This window comes from Pedobacter sp. ok626 (genome assembly GCF_900100435.1).
Classification (GTDB): domain Bacteria; phylum Bacteroidota; class Bacteroidia; order Sphingobacteriales; family Sphingobacteriaceae; genus Pedobacter.
Window position 1 is genome coordinate 172059 of sequence record NZ_FNEX01000007.1, and the last position, 20452, is coordinate 192510.

Below are 20452 nucleotides of genomic sequence, written 5' to 3' on the forward strand. Positions count from 1 at the left end.
TTCTGGTCCAAATGTAATTAATAGACTAAAAATATAACGCATGGTTTAATGTAATATTATAGTAGCTTTTGGAAAGTGCGCCACCATAAATCAGGCATATCGCCATTAACCGCCGTGGTATAATCATCGTATCGGCAAGGCACCAGATGATAGCGTTCATTTTTAGAAATCCCTGTTGGATAAGGTACTTGCATCCACCAGCGGTCAGATTTTTTACTCTTTACAAAAAGTAATTCCGATGAACCATCGTTTAAACTGGCTCTGTAGATGAGGTATTGCGATTTCGGAGTCAATGGAAAATCTTTCTTGCGGTTGTAATAACCATCCACAAAATACCATACCATTTGAGCAAGCAGCATCGCTGTTTGTCCATTTTGATCAAATGCAGGATTAAATTCGTAAAAACCGATAGAGGTTAACTTATCGCTCATTCCGGCATAGCGCGTAATCGCACAGGCCTGCTCACCGTAAAAACCGTTCGGCCCGGCATTGGCATTGGCACCTGCATCCGACGAGCGGATAGCACCGATATCGAAACTAATCATGCTCGCATTGCGGATGATAGGCTCGGTTAAAGTGATGTCATCAGAAAATTCACCCAATCGATGCGCATCAAAATATAGCTTGTTCATTACCTTTAAGCTATCCTGATTCACATAATAGGTTTGATAGCCTACATTACTAAAGTTGAAAAGGTAATTGGGCTGGTGTAAAAGAATCTTGTTCAGGTAGGTGTCCGACTTTGCGGCAAGCCCTTCCTGATCTTCTTCATCAAGGTCAAACTTACTGTCCACCACCACAAGATCTACCTTTTGCTCCAAACTTTCATAAGCAAGATACTGCGCATAAGTAAGGTCTTGTCCACCACCAATAATAACTGGTACAATATCCAACTTTATCAATTCTGCCACGACTGTTTTTACCGCCACATAAGTATCCGAAATCGATGCCCCCGCTTTGATGTTACCCAAATCGACGATTTTTGTAGTAAAAGCGCCTTCATTTAAACTGTAAAATTGAGACCTAAAATAATCCGGGGCCAATCCACAGCCTTCATTATTTACCGCAGCACGATCGTCCTGCACACCAAAAATGGCAATATCGTACTGTTTTTCGTCCAGCTGAGGGAATTTGTCGGTAAAAAACCCGGCCTTTAAACCTAGCTGACTGGTATAGAATCCCTGTTTAGGCGCAAATTTATCGGGGTTTACTGGAGAAAAAAAATCTGATAAAGACATATTGTGATATAATGTATGGCATCAAATATCTATTTTTGAGCGCATATTTTAATGAACATCCTAAAAAAAATGAAATGATATTGGTTACCGGGGCTACTGGGTTTTTAGGCGCTGAACTCATCCATCAGTTAACCAGCCAAGGCATAAAGCTTAGGGCATTGAAACGCGAACACTCCATTGTTCCGGATTTAATTAAGGACAATAACCTGGTTGACTGGGTAATTGCCGACATAAACGACATTTCGGCACTTGAAGATGCTTTTGAAGACATCCAACAGGTATACCATTGTGCAGCTCTTGTATCATTTGACCCTAAAGATAAAGCCAAACTTTTACGCGTAAACATTGAAGGGACCAGCAATGTGGTTAACCTTTGTGCAGATTTTGGTATTCGCTTACTACATGTAAGCTCAGTGGCAGCTTTAGGTGACGCAAAAAAAGGGGCACTCATTACCGAGAAAGATTCTTGGGAATATGATGCCAAAGCGCATACTTATGCCATTTCGAAATATGAAGGCGAGATGGAAGTATGGCGTGGCATAGCCGAAGGGCTTGATGCGGTTATTGTAAATCCATCAGTGATCATTGGAGCCGGAGCTGGCTTTGAAGGAAGCGGCGCTATTTTTAAATTGGTAAAGGACGGCATGGCCTATTACACCAAAGGAGCTACCGGACTTGTAGATGTAACTGATGTGGCCAAAAGTATGATCGCATTGATGGACAGCAAGGAAACAGCAGAAAGATACATCCTGTCAGCTGAGAATTACCACTACAAACAATTCTTTGGAGAGATCGCTGCAGGCTATGGATTAAAGGCCCCAAATAAAGAAGCAAAACCATGGATGCTAGGCATTGCCTGGCGGGCTGCAAAGCTGGCTTCGCTATTTACACGAAAGCCCGCAGCACTAACCAGCGACGCGGCCAGAAGCAGCTTAAACGAGAGTTTTTATAGCAATCAAAAGATAAAGCAGACTATTTCTATCGAATTTAAGAGAATTAAGCAAAGTATTGAAGAAATCTGCAGTCAGCAGTATTGAAATTCATATATTTGAGGCAATCATTTTGACGATTACGACCGAAAAATACCATTACCTCTAAAAGAATGAAGCAGAAGAATTTTTACATCATTGATTTTGACAGCACTTTTACGCAAGTTGAAGCTTTGGACGAGCTGGCACGCATTTCTCTTAAAAAGCACCCTGAAAAGGAAGCTATATTTCAGAAAATTGAAGATTATACCAACCTTGCCATGGAAGGTAAACTTTCTTTTGGTGAAAGCTTAGCCCAAAGGGTAAGACTTTTGGAAGCCACAGAAGACCATTTGAAACAGCTGATCAAAGTCCTGAAGAAAAAAGTATCTGCATCTTTTTCCCGCAACGCGGCATTCTTTAAGAAACATGCGGATGAAGTCCTGATCGTTTCAGGCGGTTTCAAAGAGTTTATTACTCCTGTAGTAAGTCAATACCACATTAAAAAAGAAAATATCTACGCCAACACCTTTGTAACTACTGGCGATGGCAAAATTATAGATTACGACCATTCTAATCCTTTGAGTGAAGAAGGTGGAAAGGTAAAACTGATGCAGCAAATGAACCTTGAAGGTGATTTGTATGGAATCGGTGATGGTTATTCAGACTTTCAACTTCGTGAAAGTGGCCTAATCAAAAAGTTCTATGCTTTTACAGAGAACATCTCGAGAGAGAGTATCGTTAAAAAAGCAGATCATGTGACCCCAAGCTTTGATGAATTTCTATATGTAAACAACCTACCGCGGGCAATATCTTATCCAAAAAACAGGATTTTATGCCTGATCATTGGAGAGGTTGATCCTAAAAGTATAGAGATGTTGAAGAAAGATGGTTTTTCTATTCGTCATAAAACCAGTTTTGAGGAAAAGTATGTGGCTGATGTACACATGCTGTTGCTAGCCGATGGAGAGAAGATCGCGGATGATCAACTGGAAAAAGCGGTTACACTTAAGACGATTGGTTACCTTGGAAATGCAAAAAACAAGATCGATCTTCAAAAATGCACGGAGCAGGGAATTGTCGTTTTTGATGACACTAAAGCAAACCCACGCAACAATAATTTCATTCCTAAAAGGATGATCGATTTTATGAATACAGGGACTACGCATCTGAGTAGCAACTTCCCTAACCTACAGTTGCCTAGAATTGAAAAATCGCACCGTCTGATTCATATCCATAAGAACGTTCCCGGAATTATGGCGAAGATCAACACGGCCTTTGCTTATCACGACATTAATATTGTGGGTCAGTTTCTAATGACCAATCCAAGCATCGGTTATGTAATTACGGACATCAATGCAGAGTACGACAAACAATTGTTTAAATTCTTAAAGAAGATTGAGCATACGATAAAATTTAGAGTATTGTACTAACAGCATAAGCCTTGGTTTAATTACATTTGTGGGAAACTAACTTACTAAATGGAACTTACACCACAAATCAAAGAAAAGCTGGATAAGCTGCAGGAAAAGTATGCTGCCATGGGGCAGGATATGGCGGCTTATCTGGATGGTCTGTTGTATGCTGACTTTTTAACTTACTGGGATTATATCCACCTGGACACCCTGCTAAGTCTGCAAAGTCCTAAAACCCCCTTCCCTGACGAGGAAATCTTTATCATGTATCACCAGATTACGGAGCTTTATTTTAAGCTTTCGTTACATGAGTGCAAGCAAATTGCTGAACATCCTTCGTTAACCGTCCAATTTTTCACAGAAAGAGTTAGACGTATCAATGCTTATTTCAATGCATTAACAACTTCTTTTGAGGTGATGGTGAACGGCATGGAAAAAGATCAGTTTTTAAAGTTCCGTATGTCGCTGTTGCCTGCCAGTGGTTTTCAATCTGGTCAATACCGAATGATTGAGATCTGTGCGACAAACTTTACCCAACTTATAGATAAAAGCAAAAGAGAAGAGTTGGCGAATGCCGATATTGAAACGCAGTTCGAAAATATCTACTGGAAATTTGGTGCTACTGAACTGGCAACAGGTAAGCAAACGCTGACCCTAAAACAGTTTATCAATAAATATGCCGCCCAGTTTTTACAATTGGTAAAAGACAGGAAGGAAACTAACTTCTCGGCCCTCTACCAGAAACTGGCTAATGAAGGAAGTGATGTTACTGCACTGGCTGACGAGTTGAGAAAGCTAGATCTATATGTGAATGTAGAATGGCCGCTCTCGCATTATAAATCGGCAGTAAGATACCTGGAGCGTGATCCAGTTGACATTGCAGCTACTGGTGGAACCAACTGGCAGAAATACCTGCCTCCGCGCTTTCAAAAAAGAATCTTCTACCCATTTTTATGGACAGCCGAACAGATGGAAGAATGGGGTAAAGGTTGGGTACTTGGTGTACTCAAGGATTTATCGTAAATTTGCATTAAGTAATACTACTACAATGAATGATACACTTGATATAACAATCACTAAAGCTGAAACCAGCAGACTTACAGTAACTGATTTCTCTCAGTTGCCTTTTGGAAAGGTATTTTCTGACCATATGTTTATTGCAGAATATGACAATGGAACTTGGTCTAACCTACAGGTCCTTCCTTACGGTCCTATTCCAATGAGTCCTGCAATTTCTGCTTTACACTACGGACAAGCAATTTTTGAAGGAATGAAGGCTTATCGCCAGGCTAACGGTAAGATCAGTGTTTTCAGACCTGAGAAAAACTTTGAGCGCTTCAACAAATCGGCGGCACGTATGTCTATGCCTGCTATACCTAAAGAAATCTTCATGCAAGGTATTGCTGCATTAATTGATATTGATGAAAAATGGGTACCTGCACAAGACGGTTATTCATTATACATCCGTCCGGTAATGTTCGCTACGGATCCTTATTTAGGTGTTAAACCATCTGATAAATATATTTTTGCTTTATTAACTACACCTACTGGCCCTTACTACAGCAAAGCTTTAAAAGTTAAAATCGAAACTGAATATACACGTGCTGATGATGGTGGTGTTGGTGCTGCCAAAACTGCCGGAAACTATGCCCGTTCTTTATTCCCTTTTGCAGAAGCGCAAAAAGAAGGTTTTGACCAGTTAATCTGGACTGATGCTGCTTCTCATGAGTTTATTGAAGAAGCTGGAACAGCGAACCTGATCTTTGTGATCAATGGTAAATTGGTAACACCTTCGGTAAGAAGTACGGTTTTAGACGGAGTAACTCGTGATACCATCATTACCCTTGCTAAAAAAGCAGGTATCGAGGTTGAAGAAAGACGTGTAAGCGTAAAAGAAGTAATTGAAGGAATCGAAAACGGAACACTTACTGATGCTTTTGCAGCAGGTACCGCAGCAACTGTTACTCCAATCGGTGAAATTGGTTACCAAGGTAAAACTTATACTTTAACTGATCCTTCTACACGTACAATTTCTGCAGGTATTGCAAAAACATTGAATGATATCCGTTACGGATTAGTTCCTGATGAGTTGGGTTGGAACTGGGTATTGTAAATACTAAGCTAATTTAAAATATAATACAGGCGCCTTTATTAAGGGCGCCTTTTTATTGTCAAATCATAAAAAAACTAACGTACTTAACCAAATGAAACTAACCTTAACCCTGGGCCTGGCTGGTGCATTACTGATCAGCATTCCGACATACGCTCAGCTTAAAAAACTGAACCAACAACAAATATTTGCAGGTCAACCTTCACTAACCAAGCCAATGAGTGTAATAACAGGCTGGAGTGATGACAGTCATTACATTGAAATGGACGCAAAAGATCGAAAATTGTATGCGGTTGATGTAAAGTCTGGCGCAAAAACCGCCTACACTCCCCCAGCTCAAAGCAATGTAAATGTAACTGTAGAGCAGAATGATATCTATATCAAATACGGAAAAAACGAGCCTAAGCGTTTAACGAATGACAAGGATGACGAAAAGAACCCAGTACTATCTCCCGATGGAAAATACGTAGCCTTTACCCGCAACAACGACCTGTTTGCTGTAGATACGGAGACCGCAAAAGAGATCAGGTATACCAGTGATGCGACCGATGTAATTTACAATGGTTGGTCATCATGGGTATATTATGAGGAAATTTTAGGTAGACCAACCAACTACCGTGCATTTTGGTGGGCACCCGACAGCAAGCACATTGCTTTCATGCGCTTCGACGACACTAAAGTTCCTATGTTTCCTATTTATGGATCAACTGGCCAGCATGGCTATGTAGAAAAAACACGTTACCCAAAAGCGGGAGATCCAAACCCAGAAGTAAAGGTTGGCTTTGTAAAAACAACCGGAGGTCCGGTAGTTTGGGCCGATTTTAATGAAAAAGACGATCAGTATTTCGGTACGCCTTTCTGGAGTTATGACGGTGCCAATTTAATGGTTCAATGGATGAATCGCGGTCAGGATAACCTGAAGTTCTATACGGTAAACCCAGTTACCGGAGCCAAAAAAGAGATATACGATGAAAAACAATCTTCCTGGATAAGCCTAGATGATCGCGACAGGATTGAGTATCTTAAGGATAAGAAACATTACATTCTGCAAAGTGACAAAACAGGTTGGGCACATTTTTACCTATACACCCTAGATGGCAAACTCATCAATCCAATAACTAGTGGTAAATGGCAAATAAGTCACCTTGTACATGTTGACGAGAAGATTAAGGTGGTTTACTTTATGGCTCGTAAGGAAGCTTCCACCAGAACCGATCTTTACCGTGTTGATTATAATGGAAAGAATTTAAAGCGTTTAACTTTTGGCGACTATACCCATCAGGTACAGTTATCACCAAATGGAACTTACTTCATCACTACCTATTCTAATGTTTCTACACCAACGAAACGTACTTTGCTAGACAATACCGGAAAAGTGATTAAAGAACTTGGAGATAGTAAATCAGCTGATTATGACCAGTATATTTTTGGTAAAACAGAGATGATCACCATCCCTACTGACGATGGCTACAACCTTCCTGCAGTAATCACGTATCCGACTAACTTTGATCAAAACAAGAAATACCCAGTAATCATGAGTATCTATGGTGGACCGAATGCTGGTACAGTAACAAACACCTGGAAAGGAACAGGCAACCAGTGGTGGGCAAACGAAGGGATTATACAAATTGCAGTGGATCACCGTGCCTCGGGACAATTCGGCAAGGCGGGTGTAGCTTTAATGCACCGTAACCTTGGCAAATGGGAAATGAAGGATTATACGACTGCTGCAAGATGGCTAAAAGCTAAACCTTGGGTTGACAACAAAAAGTTATTAATTACCGGGCACAGCTATGGTGGTTATATGACTTGTATGGCTTTAACCATGGGAGCTGGTGATTTTGACTTTGGTTATGCAGGTGCTCCTGTTACCAGTTGGGAGCTGTACGATACGCATTACACGGAACGCTTTATGGACACACCACAGGAAAACCCTGAGGGCTATAAAAATGGATCTGTATTAACCTATGTAAACAACTACAAAGGCTTATTGCGCATTATGCATGGCGATATGGATGACAATGTGCACATGCAGAATACCATCCAATTGATTGATAAACTTCAAAATGCCAACAAGCATTTTGAGCTAATGATTTATCCGGGCGGCAGGCATGGTTGGGGCGGCGTTAAAACTCCACATGACCGCGCTGAAAGGATTCGCTTTTATTACCAAAATCTATTGAACAAACCTGTACCAGAAGAGTTACTAAAGTAAATAACCATAAAGAGCCTGTTGATGAACAGGCTCTTTTTTTGTCCATCTTTATAGCCCCCCTTCAACTTCGATTTAACACTCGCTTAACACTACATGTTTTACTTTTAATTGTGAAACAGTCCAATCTCCAAAGCATTCAAAAACGAATGCTCATATGCCTCCTTTACATCCTTACCTGTTGCTCAGTTATACAGGCAAAGGTTATTGAAAAAAGTGTCATAGACTCCTTAATAAAAAAACAACCTAACGCCGCCTTTATAAAGATTAAAAATGCTTTAAACAAGGCGCTTGCTCAAAACGATTCTATTTCTGCAGCCAACTCTTATCTGTACCTGGCCGAATTATTTTACTATCAGGCCGCCTACCCACAAGCAGTCGACTATTACTACAAGGCAGACCGCATCTTTAGAAAAAGTAATGACTTGACCAACCTGGCAAAAACGGTCAACAAAACCGGGGAAGCTTATTATTATAGCAAGCAATACGACATCTCACTTACAAAATTTCAGGAAGGTTTAGCACTCTACAAAAGACTGAACAATGTGCGAGGGATCGCAGAGTCCTATGGCTTGATTGGTCAAACTTATGAAAAGAGTGGCAAGTATGCTCAGGCCATGAAATATCAACAGCTGGCGCTTAGTGAATTTAACAAAACAAAGGACAAGACCGGTATTGCGAAAATCTATGAAAATCTGGGCAGCATTTATGAAGATGAGCCAAAAATGGACTCTGCCCTAAAGTATTATAATCTTGCGCTAAATCTAAACAAAGCAAACTCAAACGACCTCGCCCAGATAGAGATTATCAATAACATTGGCGATGTTTACAGAAAGACCGGAAAATACAATGAAGCACTCGGTTATACACGTAAGGCCGCACAAATGGCCCTTAACATGAATGATCAATACCAACTGAGTAGTGCATACCGCGATCTTTCGAAAAACTTTGACCTGATGAAAAGGTATGATAGCGCCTATCATTACAGCGAACTGGGTAGGAATATCTTTCTGAGAATCTTCACTGAAGATACCAATAAGCAAATGGCGTTACTACAAACGCTATTTGAAATCCAGCAAAAGGATGCCGCTATTACAGGTTTTGAAAAAGAGAAAAAAGCAAATCAGTTTATCATCATCGCTACAATATTGATTGTTGTTTTGCTGGGCCTATTGGCGGCTAGTATCTTCAGCCGACAACGCCTTAAAATCAAAAACGAGCAACAGCTCAATGAGCAGAATCATGTGCTTTACCTGGCCCAAAAGGATGCCATAGAGGCCGAGCTCGAACTAAAAGGTAAGGAACTAACCAGCAACACGCTCCATGTGATACAAAGCAATCAGTTCTTAGAAGAGTTACGTACTGAGCTGGAGGAAATGATAAAAGACGATAAAAGAGATCAGAAAAAAAGGTTACAGCAAATCGTAACAAAGATTAACCAAAGCACCAGTCGCGATAAACACTGGAAAGAATTCAGCAGCCTGTTTGAACAAATCCATCATACCTTTTTTGACAACCTGAAGAAATATAGTGATGAATTAACCGCAAGCGATTTACGTTTGGTTGCCCTTATTAAAATGAATTTAAACTCGAAGGATATGGCTACTCTTTTTGGTATATCACAGGATAGTTTACGTGTTGCCCGTTACCGTTTGCGGAAGAAACTGGACATCCCGCAGGGCGAAAACCTGAGCACTTTTATACAGACTTTATAGCTGAAAAACGCGATCCACCCGAACTTAACAAATTGTTAATATTACGCTAACCTAATGATAACGGCGTTTTTTGCTACAAATAAAGCCTTAAAAAACAAGCAATTAAGCAAAAACAGTATACGATGTATACGTTCTGTATATAGTCGCTGTAACGCTGTATACATTTTGTACACGGTCGAAATTGACAAGTATCTGCTGGGCTTTACACATTTGCAGCATAATTAAAAACACAAACAAATTATTCGCAAGATGAAGTCAACTTTACAAGTTCTTTTATGCTTATTACTAAGCATAGCCACCGCAAAAGCTACAAGCTTGAAGGGCTATGTTTACGATCAGAAAACCGGAGAAGCCATAACGGGGGCCTCGGTACGTCTGGAAAACACGGACAAAGCAGTGCTCACAGGACTGGATGGGTCTTTCGAGATCAAGCATCCACCAGTAGGGACTTATACACTAAAAGTATCCTATTTAATGTACAAAGCGGTCTTAAAACAAATCGTCATCTTAAAAGAAGACAATCCTACCTTAAAAATTTATCTGTCTGAAAGTAAGGACAAAGATTTAAGTGAGGTTATCATTTCAAGTAAAAGTGATGGGGCTACAGAAAAAACAGCCCGTCGAATTGAGCAAAGATCATTACAGATCGTGAATGTAGTTTCAGGCCGGGCAATAGAGGTTTCTCCTGATTTGACCGTGGCAAACGTTATTCAACGTGTATCAGGCATATCTATTGAAAGAAGCAATAGTGGCGACGGACAGTACGCCATTGTAAGGGGGATGGATAAAAGGTACAATTATACGCTGGTTAATGGGGTAAAGATTCCGAGTCCTGATAACAAATACCGCTACGTGCCATTGGATATTTTCCCTTCTGAATTGTTAGAAAGACTGGAAGTATACAAGACATTAACACCAAACATGGAAGCTGACGCCATTGGTGGTGTTGTAAATATGGTGATGAAAGATGCGCCGGAGAAACTGCGAATCAACGCAAACCTTGCCGCAGGTTACAGCCAACTATTTATAGACAGGGATTTCCTGAGCTTTGATGCTTCCGGGATCAATCATAAATCGCCTTATGAGATCCATGGTAAGAATTACCAGGCGACTACCTCAGATTTCCCAAAAGGGATGGTAGATTATGCAGCTAAACATCCTGCACCAAACGTAGTTGGCGGACTCTCTATAGGCAACCGATATTTCAATGATAAACTCGGAATTTTACTTGCTGGAAGTTATCAGAACAACTACAGGGGAAGCAACAGTACTTTTTACAACACTCAGGTAGTATCAACCGATAAGGTGAGCTCCGTGATGAGCAAAGGCGAAAGGCAGTATTCTGAGCAGGTAAAACGTTATGGTGCGCATGCAAAATTGGATTATGTATTCGACAAAAACAACAAACTAAGTTTGTATAATGTATATGTTGATCTAAACAGCTTGCAACTTCGCGATTCAAAATCAGTTGATTTTACAAGCGGATATGATCCGGAAAAAGGGAATGCCAAACTTAATTATGCCACCCGTACACGTTTTACAGAGCAACAGATTTACAACAGCACCTTACAAGGAAATCACCAGTTGATTCCGGAAAAATTAAAGCTTAACTGGTCGGCTGTTTATTCTTCTGCTAAAAATGATGTACCTGATCAAAATAACATCAATATCCTTGGTGTAAGAGAAAACTTTATAGACAAACGTACTTTCGCTCCAGCTATCGGAGATGCTTACACACGACGCTGGGAACGCAATACAGAGGAAGACAAAGCTGGTTATGTAGATCTTAGCTACAATACGACCATCGCAGGTACAAAGGTTGAATTTAATGCAGGTGGTTTATACAGAGATAAACAACGCAGCAGCTTTTACAATCAGTATGTATTGACTTCCAGCAATCCAGAAGCATTATACGGCCGGGAATTCAATAACTATACAGAAATTGCCTGGACCATAAAAAACCCTACGGGATCAGTTGACAACGCATTAACCTATGATGCATCGGAAAAAATATCTGCAGGATACGGAATGGTTACTTTAACCGCTAAAAACCTTCAGGTGATCGGTGGTCTTCGCGTTGAGCATACTGACCAAGGTTACAAAATGCTTTTCCCTGCAGCAGAATTACGCCCTATAGGATCACAGGTCTATACAGATTACTTGCCAAGCTTAAACCTAAAGTATAAACTGGCGGAGACACAGCAATTACATGCTTCTTATTTCCGCTCCTTAAACCGTCCTGGCTTTTATGAGATCGTACCTGGAACAGGTTTAATTCAGGATGACTATAAAGAAAAAGGTAACCCGGATTTAAAACGTGTAATTGCCGATAACTTTGACCTGCGTTATGAATTGTTTCCTGATGGAAATGACCAATTGTTAGTAGGCGCTTTCTACAAAAAAATAAAGGATCCTATTGAATACAGCATTCAGGCAGACCCTACCCGCCCACAGGACACCTACTATTTACCGGGTAACTTCGGCGACGCCCGCAACTATGGTTTGGAACTTGATTACATCAAATTCATCCATAAGTTTGGAATTAAAGCCAACTATACCTACACACACTCCAGGATTACCACCCCGAAAAGCTCAAGATATAGAGACGGCAATGGCGACTTAAAAACAGCTTCTGTTGAGCAAAGCAGACCGCTATACGGACAATCAGAGCATATCGGAAATATTTCCTTATTATATAAAGAAGGAGGAAAAAAAGGTTTTGATATCCAACTGGCCGCAGCCTTCACTGGTCCCCGCATCAATACAGTTTCCCAGTTTTTAGACAATGATCTATGGCAGCAAGGATTTGTTCAGATGGATTTTTCTGCAGAAAAGAGATTCAAAAATAACGTCAGCATTTTTATAAAAGCAGGAAACCTACTGAATACACCTTCAAAACTATTCATTAAAGGCACCAACCCTAATGAAACCAATGCAACATTATTTGATGGCAAAACATTAGTCCGTGCTGATTACTACAAACAAACCTATTTATTAGGTCTACGCTACAAAATATAAACCATTTGATCATTCATCATAAAAGACAAAAAATGAAAGCAAAACAAATGTTTACCTTCCTTGCCCTATTCATGGTCATGCTTACCAGTTGCGAAAAGGCAAATATAAATGTAGATCCTGATACAGGAAATGGATCTGCCATCGGCGAAGTTTCGGGAATATGGAAAAGAGGAAGTGTACAGCACATCACTGGAGATATTATCATCCCGGCAGGTCAATCGCTAACCATAGAAGAAGGTGTAACCGTGATTATGGACGCCGCAACTAAACCAGAAATCATTGTAAAAGGAAACCTTTATGCAGAAGGTACCTTTGCATTTCCTATAAAATTCACTGTTGATGAAGCTTTAAGAACCGAAGAGAACAAATTCGGACGACTATGGGGTGGAATATTAGCCGCATCAAGTTGTAGTGAGCTATTACTTAACTATACCATTGTTGAATATGCCGGAGCGACAACTTCCGATGCCTCAACCTCTGTAAAACAAAAATTGTATAAAGGAAAAGCAGGTGAAAACCTGCCAGCACTATGGTTTGCCAATGTTAAAGGTAAGCTGGTGGTAACAAACAGCATTTTCCGAAATCTACAGGAAGATTGTACCTACATAGAGGGCGGAAAGATTATTTTCTCGAACAACCAGTTTTATACGACAGGTTTAACTGGTGGTGAAGCCATTAACTTTAAGTCAGGATGTCTTGCTGATGTTGCCAACAATATAGTGTATAGTACAAATACCAATGCGCTAAAATTATCGAATAGCGGCGACAGGGATCCTCAAGCTTATATTATAGCCTATAACAATACGTTTGTGAACACCGGCTGGCGCCGACCAACCGCAAAAGGTGGATCTATATGGGTTGAAGCCACAGTTAGGGTTAGCATATTTAACAATATGTTTATCAACACCCGCTTTGGTATCAAACGCGACACCAAAGCCCCGGAAGATGTCAGATCTATATTCAGTAATAATTATTATTACGGGTATAATCAGACTACCGTAAATCAGTTTCAGCCAACGACAGAAATCATAGCTGGAACGAACGATATCATTGGCAAAACTGCGGGCGATAACGAACCTAAGTTTGTAAATTATCCGACCAGTACAGATGTCAACAATGCCGTATTCAGTTCAGCCTGGGACTTCCATTTGCAATCTGGCTCTCCTGCAATCGGCAAAGGTAAAACAGATATTAAACCACAGCATACCGCAGGGCTAGTACTGAACGGAGTTACCTATAAATCACCAGATCCAGCGAGCTATATTGGTGCTTTCGGCACTGCTAACTAAACAAATTATCAATAATGCTGTTGTTCCGTACAACCGGGCAACAACATACAAACCTATATTAATGAATAAACACAATTCAATCCTCTGCCTTACAACATCCTTATTATTATTTACAGCAGCTTGCAGCCAAAATCAACCAGTAAACACTGCGGCAATTAAACCTCTTTACGTAACTGAACCTCTACAATTCGACTCTGATGATCCTGCGATATGGGTAAATCCGGCAGATAGTTCCAAATCACTAATCATTGGAACTGACAAAGATGAAAACGGCGGTTTGTACGTTTTTGACTTACAAGGAAAGGTCATCAAAGAAAAAACAGTTAAAGGACTAAAGCGACCTAATAACGTTGATGTGGCCTATGGTTTAAACCTGGGTGGAAAGAAAGTAGACATTGCCGTGGCTACTGAGCGAATGACGCACAAACTGAGGGTATTCTCTTTACCTGATATGAAGCCGATCGACAATGGAGGTTTGCCGATGTTTGAAGGCGAAACGGGCGAACTTTACAGGGACCTAATGGGAATTGCCATGTACACAGATCCGCAAGGCCAAATTTATGCGATTGTAGGCCGGAAATCAGGTCCTAAGGAAGGCGAATATTTGTGGCAATACTTATTGGAAGACAATGGCAAGGGCCAATTGAAAGCTACCTTAAAAAGGAAGTTTGGTAAATATAGCGGCAAAAAAGAGATCGAATCTATAGCGGTAGACAACGAGCTAGGCTATATCTACTATTCAGACGAGCAATTCGGGGTTAGAAAGTATTATGCTGATCCGGCAAAAGGAAACCCGGAACTGGCTTTGTTTGCTACAACAGGGTTTAAAGAAGATAACGAGGGGATTAGTATCTACAAGACTTCTGACAGCACCGGTTATATATTGGTTTCAGATCAGGCCGCAAATCACTTCCAGGTATTCAATCGTGAAGGCACGAAGCAAGATCCGAACAAGCATGTGCTGATCACCAGCATCCCTACCTCAACCAACAATAGTGATGGTTCTGATATTTATTCAAAAGGACTGAACAATGACTTTAAGCATGGAATCTTTGTTGCGATGAGTGATAACAAAACGTTCCAGCTTTATCGTTGGGAAGATTTGGCCGGCAAGAAACTGCAGGTCAATAAATAAAAACAGGATAAGGGAGCAAGGATTAAAGAATTGCTCCTTTATTTTCTCATTTTTCGCGCTGCCCGCCGCTTCTGCCGCTCTTGCCGATCGGCTTTGATCTTTTCAAATTTAGCAATCTGCGCTTTAATCTTTTTCTCCTTTGCAGGCGTAAAGCCTACACTATATTTAACGCCCTGAAAAAGCGTTTTCCATATAAAATTAAAAAAGGAGGCCGTTGGTACGCGTTTATAATCAACAGTAGCTGCAACAAACTTCCCATCTACTCCAGGATTTGAAGAATTGATGACCAATGCGTTCGCCAAAAAGGAGATCAAACCTTGCTTCACCAGTCGATCCTCTCCCTTTACCCTTTTAAGCACAGCCAGAGAAAGATCTTTGTAAGCAAAATTCACTGTCCCTTTCGCCACTGCATCATTCGCCTTAACATCAAATTCCAGCTTATTGATATACCCACTAGTTACCCGCACCAATCCCAAGGGCTTAGTAATCCTATTAAATGCTTTTCCTTGCATATTGACTAGAGCACCGGCATAGGAGAAAGCGCCATCTTTGGCGGCAAGATTAAATTTAAAATTTACATCCAGTTTCCCTGAGCCCATCACGTTAGACGTTAAGGTCGCTACAACTAAAGAATCCTTAGCGATTACCTTTTTCACATTGGTCACATTGGTAATCGTGCCTTTTGTTTCTTCAAACATAATGACGCCCTTGCCTTTCCCTTCCGGACTAAATTCGCCATAGCTGATGTCGATATTATCCAAATTCAGTTTTGCTACAGTGAGTTTAGTATTTGCCTTTTGCAATAATTGATGCGGATAGGTCCCTAGTTTATTGACTACTTTTTTAGGAAGCGTATTGTTATTTACTACAGCGAGCGTCCCATCAGCAATGGTCACTTCTTTAGCAAATAGCTCTTGTTTCAAAACATACAGAGGTAGGTTAATTCCAGTAAAACCGATATTACTGATCTGTATGTTATACCGATCTTTAGCATAGCCCAGGGCGCTACCAAACTGCGGTTCACTCTCCCGAGGCTCAAGACTAAAATTCTTCACTTCTAGCTTACCCGAAGATGCTGCAAAATCAAGTCGGTTAAACTTGACAAAGTACAAGCTATCGGAAGTGGCATAGGAATAGTCATTTAGATTAATAATCACATCTTTTAACAGGTAGATCCTGCTGCTGTCGTTAGCCGAATTCCGATCAATTAGCCAATCTTTCAATGTGATGTTTAAACTATCCACATCATCAATTTTCGGCTGATCAGGGTTGTTATTGTTGATGTATTTAAAACTGGCATTTTTGAAATCTACCGTATTTATGCGTAGCTCTTTAAGATACTTTTCAATATAATCATAGGGAGATTTTTTAGGATGAGGGAGCTTCTCGTCATTATAATCGAACTGCCTGTTGGTCATTTCAATACTTGGGTTGTCAAACAACAGCTGATCAATATTCAACTTTTTTTCCCGCCACAATTTAAAAGGATGAAAGTTTCTTACGGCTAATTTTTTAAGTTTTATCTTATATAAGTTGTTTGGGGCATGTTTTAGCGCAATAAGCTGGCGATAAACGGCCGTATCAGGTGTAATCGTTACATCCGACAAAGATGAAATGCCCGTTAATACATTCACATTAACCGAAGAAAACTCTATTTGATAGAGGTTGTTTGTGGTTTTCAAAACCAATTCCTTTAATTCGGCCCGAACTATAGGTTTCAACTTTACACTAAAGTACCAGGTTACGGCTGTTAGCATGAATGCAACAAACAACAGGGCGGCAGCGAACCATTTAAGTATGATGTATTTTTTTTCAACATTCACAACCATAAGCAACTTGTAGTATAGCCTAATATACAATTATTGTGACAGCTTAGGTATTAATTCTTCTTTGTTGTTTCTTTTTCTTTTCGCCGTTCTTTTTTCTTATTTTTTATTTTTTCCATGGCTTGCTCCGGAGTCTTAACGGGAACAATATCTAAGCCTACGATTTCGCGCATACCTATGAAAATGCTTTTCCACATTAGGTTAAAGTAAGAGGCCGCAGGAGTTCTTTGAAAAGTAATATTCGCCGAACGGGCCGCCTCGCCCTTAGTGGGATTCGCATCTTCAATCAAGAGTTTGTTGGCCAGAAATGATAAAAATCCTTTCTTTTTAGGAGCCATTCCGCCCTCCCCTTCTTTCAGCAATTTTATTTTAAGATCGGTATAATAGAAATGAACCTTACCTGAAGAGCCTTTGGCGTTAGCGTGTATATTAAAATCTACTTTCTGCATTTGCCCGCTTTCGATCTCCACAAGTCCCGTATTTTTGGCCATTGGATTTAAAACCTGCAAATTCATGGGCGCGACATTCCCTTTATAACTAAAAGCCGCGTTCTTATCCGTAAGGTTAAAATTGATCCGCACATTTATGCGACTGGTTTTCATCACCAGCGCAGTCAAATTTGCTACGGCATGGTTATTTTTAGCCAGCTGCAGGCTATCATTAGTCACATTGAGTATGCGGCCACTTAAATTTTGAAAGTATACGGTTCCTCTTTTCTGACTGATTGGGTTGTACTCTGTGTAAGCCAGGTCAATATTATTCAATTTCACCGTATCTACAACAGCAGGTATGGACAACCGCTTAAGTGCCACGTGGGGGAAATTCCTGACTTTATCAAGCTTCGGTGGAGGGGGCAACTCTCGGTTTACAAAAATATTCACTTTGGCAGGCCCTATTTTTAAAGCTTTTGCCTGCAATTTCTCTTCGGCATTTAATAAAGCAAAGTCTACGCCTTCGAGGCTAATGCTATTAAACTTAAGATTATAGCGATCTTTCCCATAAGTGTATTTACGGGTAAAGGCCAGATCAGGATACATAGGGATCATCTGAACCCCTTTAATATCGATAGATTTATGTAAGGCCGAACCTCTGATCGTGTCGACTTTTATGGTATACATCTTATCCTTACTAATCGATTTATAGCCTGTCAATTCGAAGCCAATATCCTTTGCATAATAATATCTTGTGGTGTCAAACTGGGAAACAGAATCGACCAAAAAATCATTGACGTTAATGCTCAGATGTTTTACCGAATGCATTTTCTTAAAATTCTCACCATTGATATAGTCGAAATCTGCATCTATGATTTTAATGGCCTTAACATTAATGGATTTAACTCTATTGGAAATCAGTTCGTATAAGGTCTTATCCTCCTTTTCAAGTGCTTCGGGGCGTTTTCCTACCTTATAGTGAATCATGTTAATAGATGGATTCTCTAAAATAATCGCTTTAATCTCTACTTTTCTTTTAAAATAGGCAGTTAACAAGGCCACTCTACTCAGTTGTAAGCGCTCAAGTTTTACCTGAAAGATATTAGCCGGAGCAACCCTTAGCTTCTTAAGCTGATTATAAACAGTAGTGTCTGGGACTAATGACACTTCGTGCAATTCGACCGTTCCTGTGAGTAGATTAAAGCTAATGTCTTTAAAATCGAGCTTATAAAGATGAAGGGAGCGATTATATACGCCATCTTTTAGTTTTTTAGAAAGTACAGGTTTCCACCTCATTGTTAGCAAGCCCATTCCGGCTACTACAATAATCAGCACAGTCAAAATGGAAATTATCCATATTCTCTTCTTGTTTTTTCCTGATTTACTTTTAACATTAAGTTCCTGCATATGTGTAACACTAACAATTTCAGCGCCAAAACACATATGTAGTCCTTTATCTACCCATACAAATCAAGCCTTAAGGGCTTAGTTGCGAGCTGAAAAATCAATCACTCTTAACTGTTCAAGTGCTCCATTCTGGATATGATTTCTAAATTATTTTTCAGCCTCTGCCAATCTGTCATTTGTAAATTAAATTCCGTATTTTTGGAGCCCATAATAATGTTAACCATTTATGATTGATTTACAGCTTACAGATAAAACACACGATGAAGAGCGCCAGGGAGAGGCTTTGGTTATTGATGCACCTTTAGTGCGTAATGGACGAAAGCTGTATATTGAAAGCTACGGTTGCCAGATGAATTTCGCGGATAGCGAGATTGTAGCCTCTATTTTACTAGATCAAGGCTTTGAAACTACAGGCGACTATAAAGAAGCTGATGTGGTGTTTATCAATACCTGTTCGATCCGTGAAAATGCTGAGCAAAGGGTACGCAACAGGCTATCACAATTTGGTGCAGAGAAACGCAGAAACCCGAAACTGATTGTTGGGGTGTTGGGTTGTATGGCTGAACGTTTAAAATCAAAGTTTCTGGAAGAGGAAAAATTGGTTGACGTTGTTGTAGGCCCAGATGCTTATCGTGAGCTTCCACAATTGTTAAGCGAAGTAGAAAGTGGTCATAAAGCCATCAATGTATTGTTATCTCGTGAAGAAACTTACGCAGATATTAGTCCGGTTCGTTTAAATGGAAATGGCATTACTGCTTTTATTTCTATTATGCGTGGTTGCGACAATATGTGTTCTTTTTGCGTGGTTCCTTTTACTCGTGGCCGCGAAAGAAGTCGCGACCCATATTCTATATTAGCAGAAGCCCAGGACCTATTTGATAGAGGTTATAAAGAAGTAACGCTATTGGGACAAAACGTGGATTCCTATAAATGGAAAGGCGCTGATGCAAATGAAGATGCAGAAATCGAAGTTAACTTTGCGCAATTACTTGAAAAAGTAGCGCTAATCAGTCCTGATTTAAGGATTAGATTTTCAACTTCACACCCTAAAGACATTACGGATGAAGTTTTGCATACGATAGCGAAATACGACAATATTTGTAATTATATCCACCTACCTGTTCAATCGGGAAGCACCAGAGTTCTGGAGCTAATGAACAGGACATATACAAGAGAATGGTATATCAACAGAGTTGATGCCATCAGAAGAATTATACCAGGTTGTGCAATTTCATCTGATATTATTGCTGGTTTCTGTACTGAAACTGAAGAGGAACATCAGGAAACGTTGAGCATCATGGATTATGTAGGTTATGATTTTGCTTTTACTTTCAGTTATTCTGAAAGACCTGGGACATTGGCTGCGCGTAAGTATGCCGATGATATCCCTGAAGAGGTTAAAAAACGCAGACTTGCAGAAATTTTATTGAAGCAGCAACAAACTTCTTTGTTCCGACTACAACAATTTGTTGGAAAAACTGTTAGAATTTTGGTAGAGGGTACATCTAAAAAATCGGATAAAGATTTTTGTGGTAGAAACGACCAAAATGCAATGGTTGTTTTCCCGGCAACTGAAGGAGTAAAAGCGGGTCAATACGTAAATGTACACGTTGATCGCTGCACATCTGCCACGTTATTGGGAACTGTAGTTAACTAGAGTAAAGAAAAAGGAATTAGGAACAAAGCAC

13 protein-coding genes are annotated in these 20452 nt (G+C 40.1%); 10 read left to right on the forward strand and 3 right to left on the reverse strand.

Annotation, left to right across the window (positions count from 1 at the left end):
• Nucleotides 1-56: 56 nt before the first annotated feature.
• Entirely contained in the window at nucleotides 57-1238 is a 1182-nt protein-coding gene (locus BLS35_RS12090) for a formimidoylglutamase (RefSeq protein WP_090781259.1), read from the reverse strand.
• Nucleotides 1239-1273: 35 nt separating this feature from the next.
• On the opposite strand from BLS35_RS12090, the gene BLS35_RS12095 reads away from it, so the two are divergent.
• From BLS35_RS12095 to BLS35_RS12135, 9 genes are all read left to right on the forward strand, one after another.
• The gene (locus tag BLS35_RS12095) at nucleotides 1274-2275 is read left to right on the forward strand and encodes an NAD-dependent epimerase/dehydratase family protein (RefSeq protein ID WP_371328243.1); all 1002 of its coding nucleotides are present in this window, start codon (nucleotides 1274-1276) and stop codon (nucleotides 2273-2275) included.
• Nucleotides 2276-2340: 65 nt separating this feature from the next.
• On the forward strand, nucleotides 2341-3639 hold the full coding sequence (locus BLS35_RS12100) for an HAD-IB family phosphatase (protein WP_090781261.1): 1299 nt from the start codon (nucleotides 2341-2343) through the stop codon (nucleotides 3637-3639).
• 48 nt (nucleotides 3640-3687) lie between these two features.
• On the forward strand, nucleotides 3688-4644 hold the full coding sequence (locus BLS35_RS12105) for a tryptophan 2,3-dioxygenase family protein (protein ID WP_090781265.1): 957 nt from the start codon (nucleotides 3688-3690) through the stop codon (nucleotides 4642-4644).
• A gap of 25 nt (nucleotides 4645-4669) precedes the next feature.
• Nucleotides 4670-5734 (forward strand): branched-chain amino acid aminotransferase, encoded by a 1065-nt coding sequence (locus BLS35_RS12110; RefSeq protein WP_090781266.1) that lies wholly within the window; start codon nucleotides 4670-4672, stop codon nucleotides 5732-5734.
• Between the two features lie 91 nt (nucleotides 5735-5825).
• Nucleotides 5826-7946 carry a S9 family peptidase gene (locus BLS35_RS12115; protein WP_090781269.1) on the forward strand — a complete coding sequence of 707 codons (2121 nt, stop codon included), beginning with the start codon at nucleotides 5826-5828 and terminating at the stop codon, nucleotides 7944-7946.
• A gap of 146 nt (nucleotides 7947-8092) precedes the next feature.
• Nucleotides 8093-9658 carry a tetratricopeptide repeat protein gene (locus tag BLS35_RS12120; protein ID WP_090781271.1) on the forward strand — a complete coding sequence of 522 codons (1566 nt, stop codon included), beginning with the start codon at nucleotides 8093-8095 and terminating at the stop codon, nucleotides 9656-9658.
• A 249-nt stretch (nucleotides 9659-9907) separates the two neighbouring features.
• On the forward strand, nucleotides 9908-12676 hold the full coding sequence (locus tag BLS35_RS12125) for a TonB-dependent receptor (protein ID WP_090781273.1): 2769 nt from the start codon (nucleotides 9908-9910) through the stop codon (nucleotides 12674-12676).
• 32 nt (nucleotides 12677-12708) lie between these two features.
• A complete protein-coding gene (locus tag BLS35_RS12130; protein WP_090781274.1) occupies nucleotides 12709-13965 on the forward strand; it encodes a hypothetical protein in 1257 nt (418 codons plus the stop codon).
• Nucleotides 13966-14026: 61 nt separating this feature from the next.
• Nucleotides 14027-15100 carry a phytase gene (locus BLS35_RS12135; RefSeq protein ID WP_090781449.1) on the forward strand — a complete coding sequence of 358 codons (1074 nt, stop codon included), beginning with the start codon at nucleotides 14027-14029 and terminating at the stop codon, nucleotides 15098-15100.
• 38 nt (nucleotides 15101-15138) lie between these two features.
• Here the strand turns inward: BLS35_RS12135 and BLS35_RS12140 are convergent, their stop codons facing one another.
• Nucleotides 15139-16929, reverse strand: a complete 1791-nt coding sequence (locus tag BLS35_RS12140) for an AsmA family protein (RefSeq protein WP_090781276.1) — start codon at nucleotides 16927-16929, stop codon at nucleotides 15139-15141.
• A 50-nt stretch (nucleotides 16930-16979) separates the two neighbouring features.
• Nucleotides 16980-18800 carry an AsmA family protein gene (locus BLS35_RS12145; protein ID WP_254778851.1) on the reverse strand — a complete coding sequence of 607 codons (1821 nt, stop codon included), beginning with the start codon at nucleotides 18798-18800 and terminating at the stop codon, nucleotides 16980-16982.
• Nucleotides 18801-18990: 190 nt separating this feature from the next.
• On the opposite strand from BLS35_RS12145, the gene miaB reads away from it, so the two are divergent.
• Entirely contained in the window at nucleotides 18991-20421 is a 1431-nt protein-coding gene (miaB, locus tag BLS35_RS12150) for a tRNA (N6-isopentenyl adenosine(37)-C2)-methylthiotransferase MiaB (protein ID WP_090781278.1), read from the forward strand.
• Nucleotides 20422-20452 lie beyond the last annotated feature (31 nt).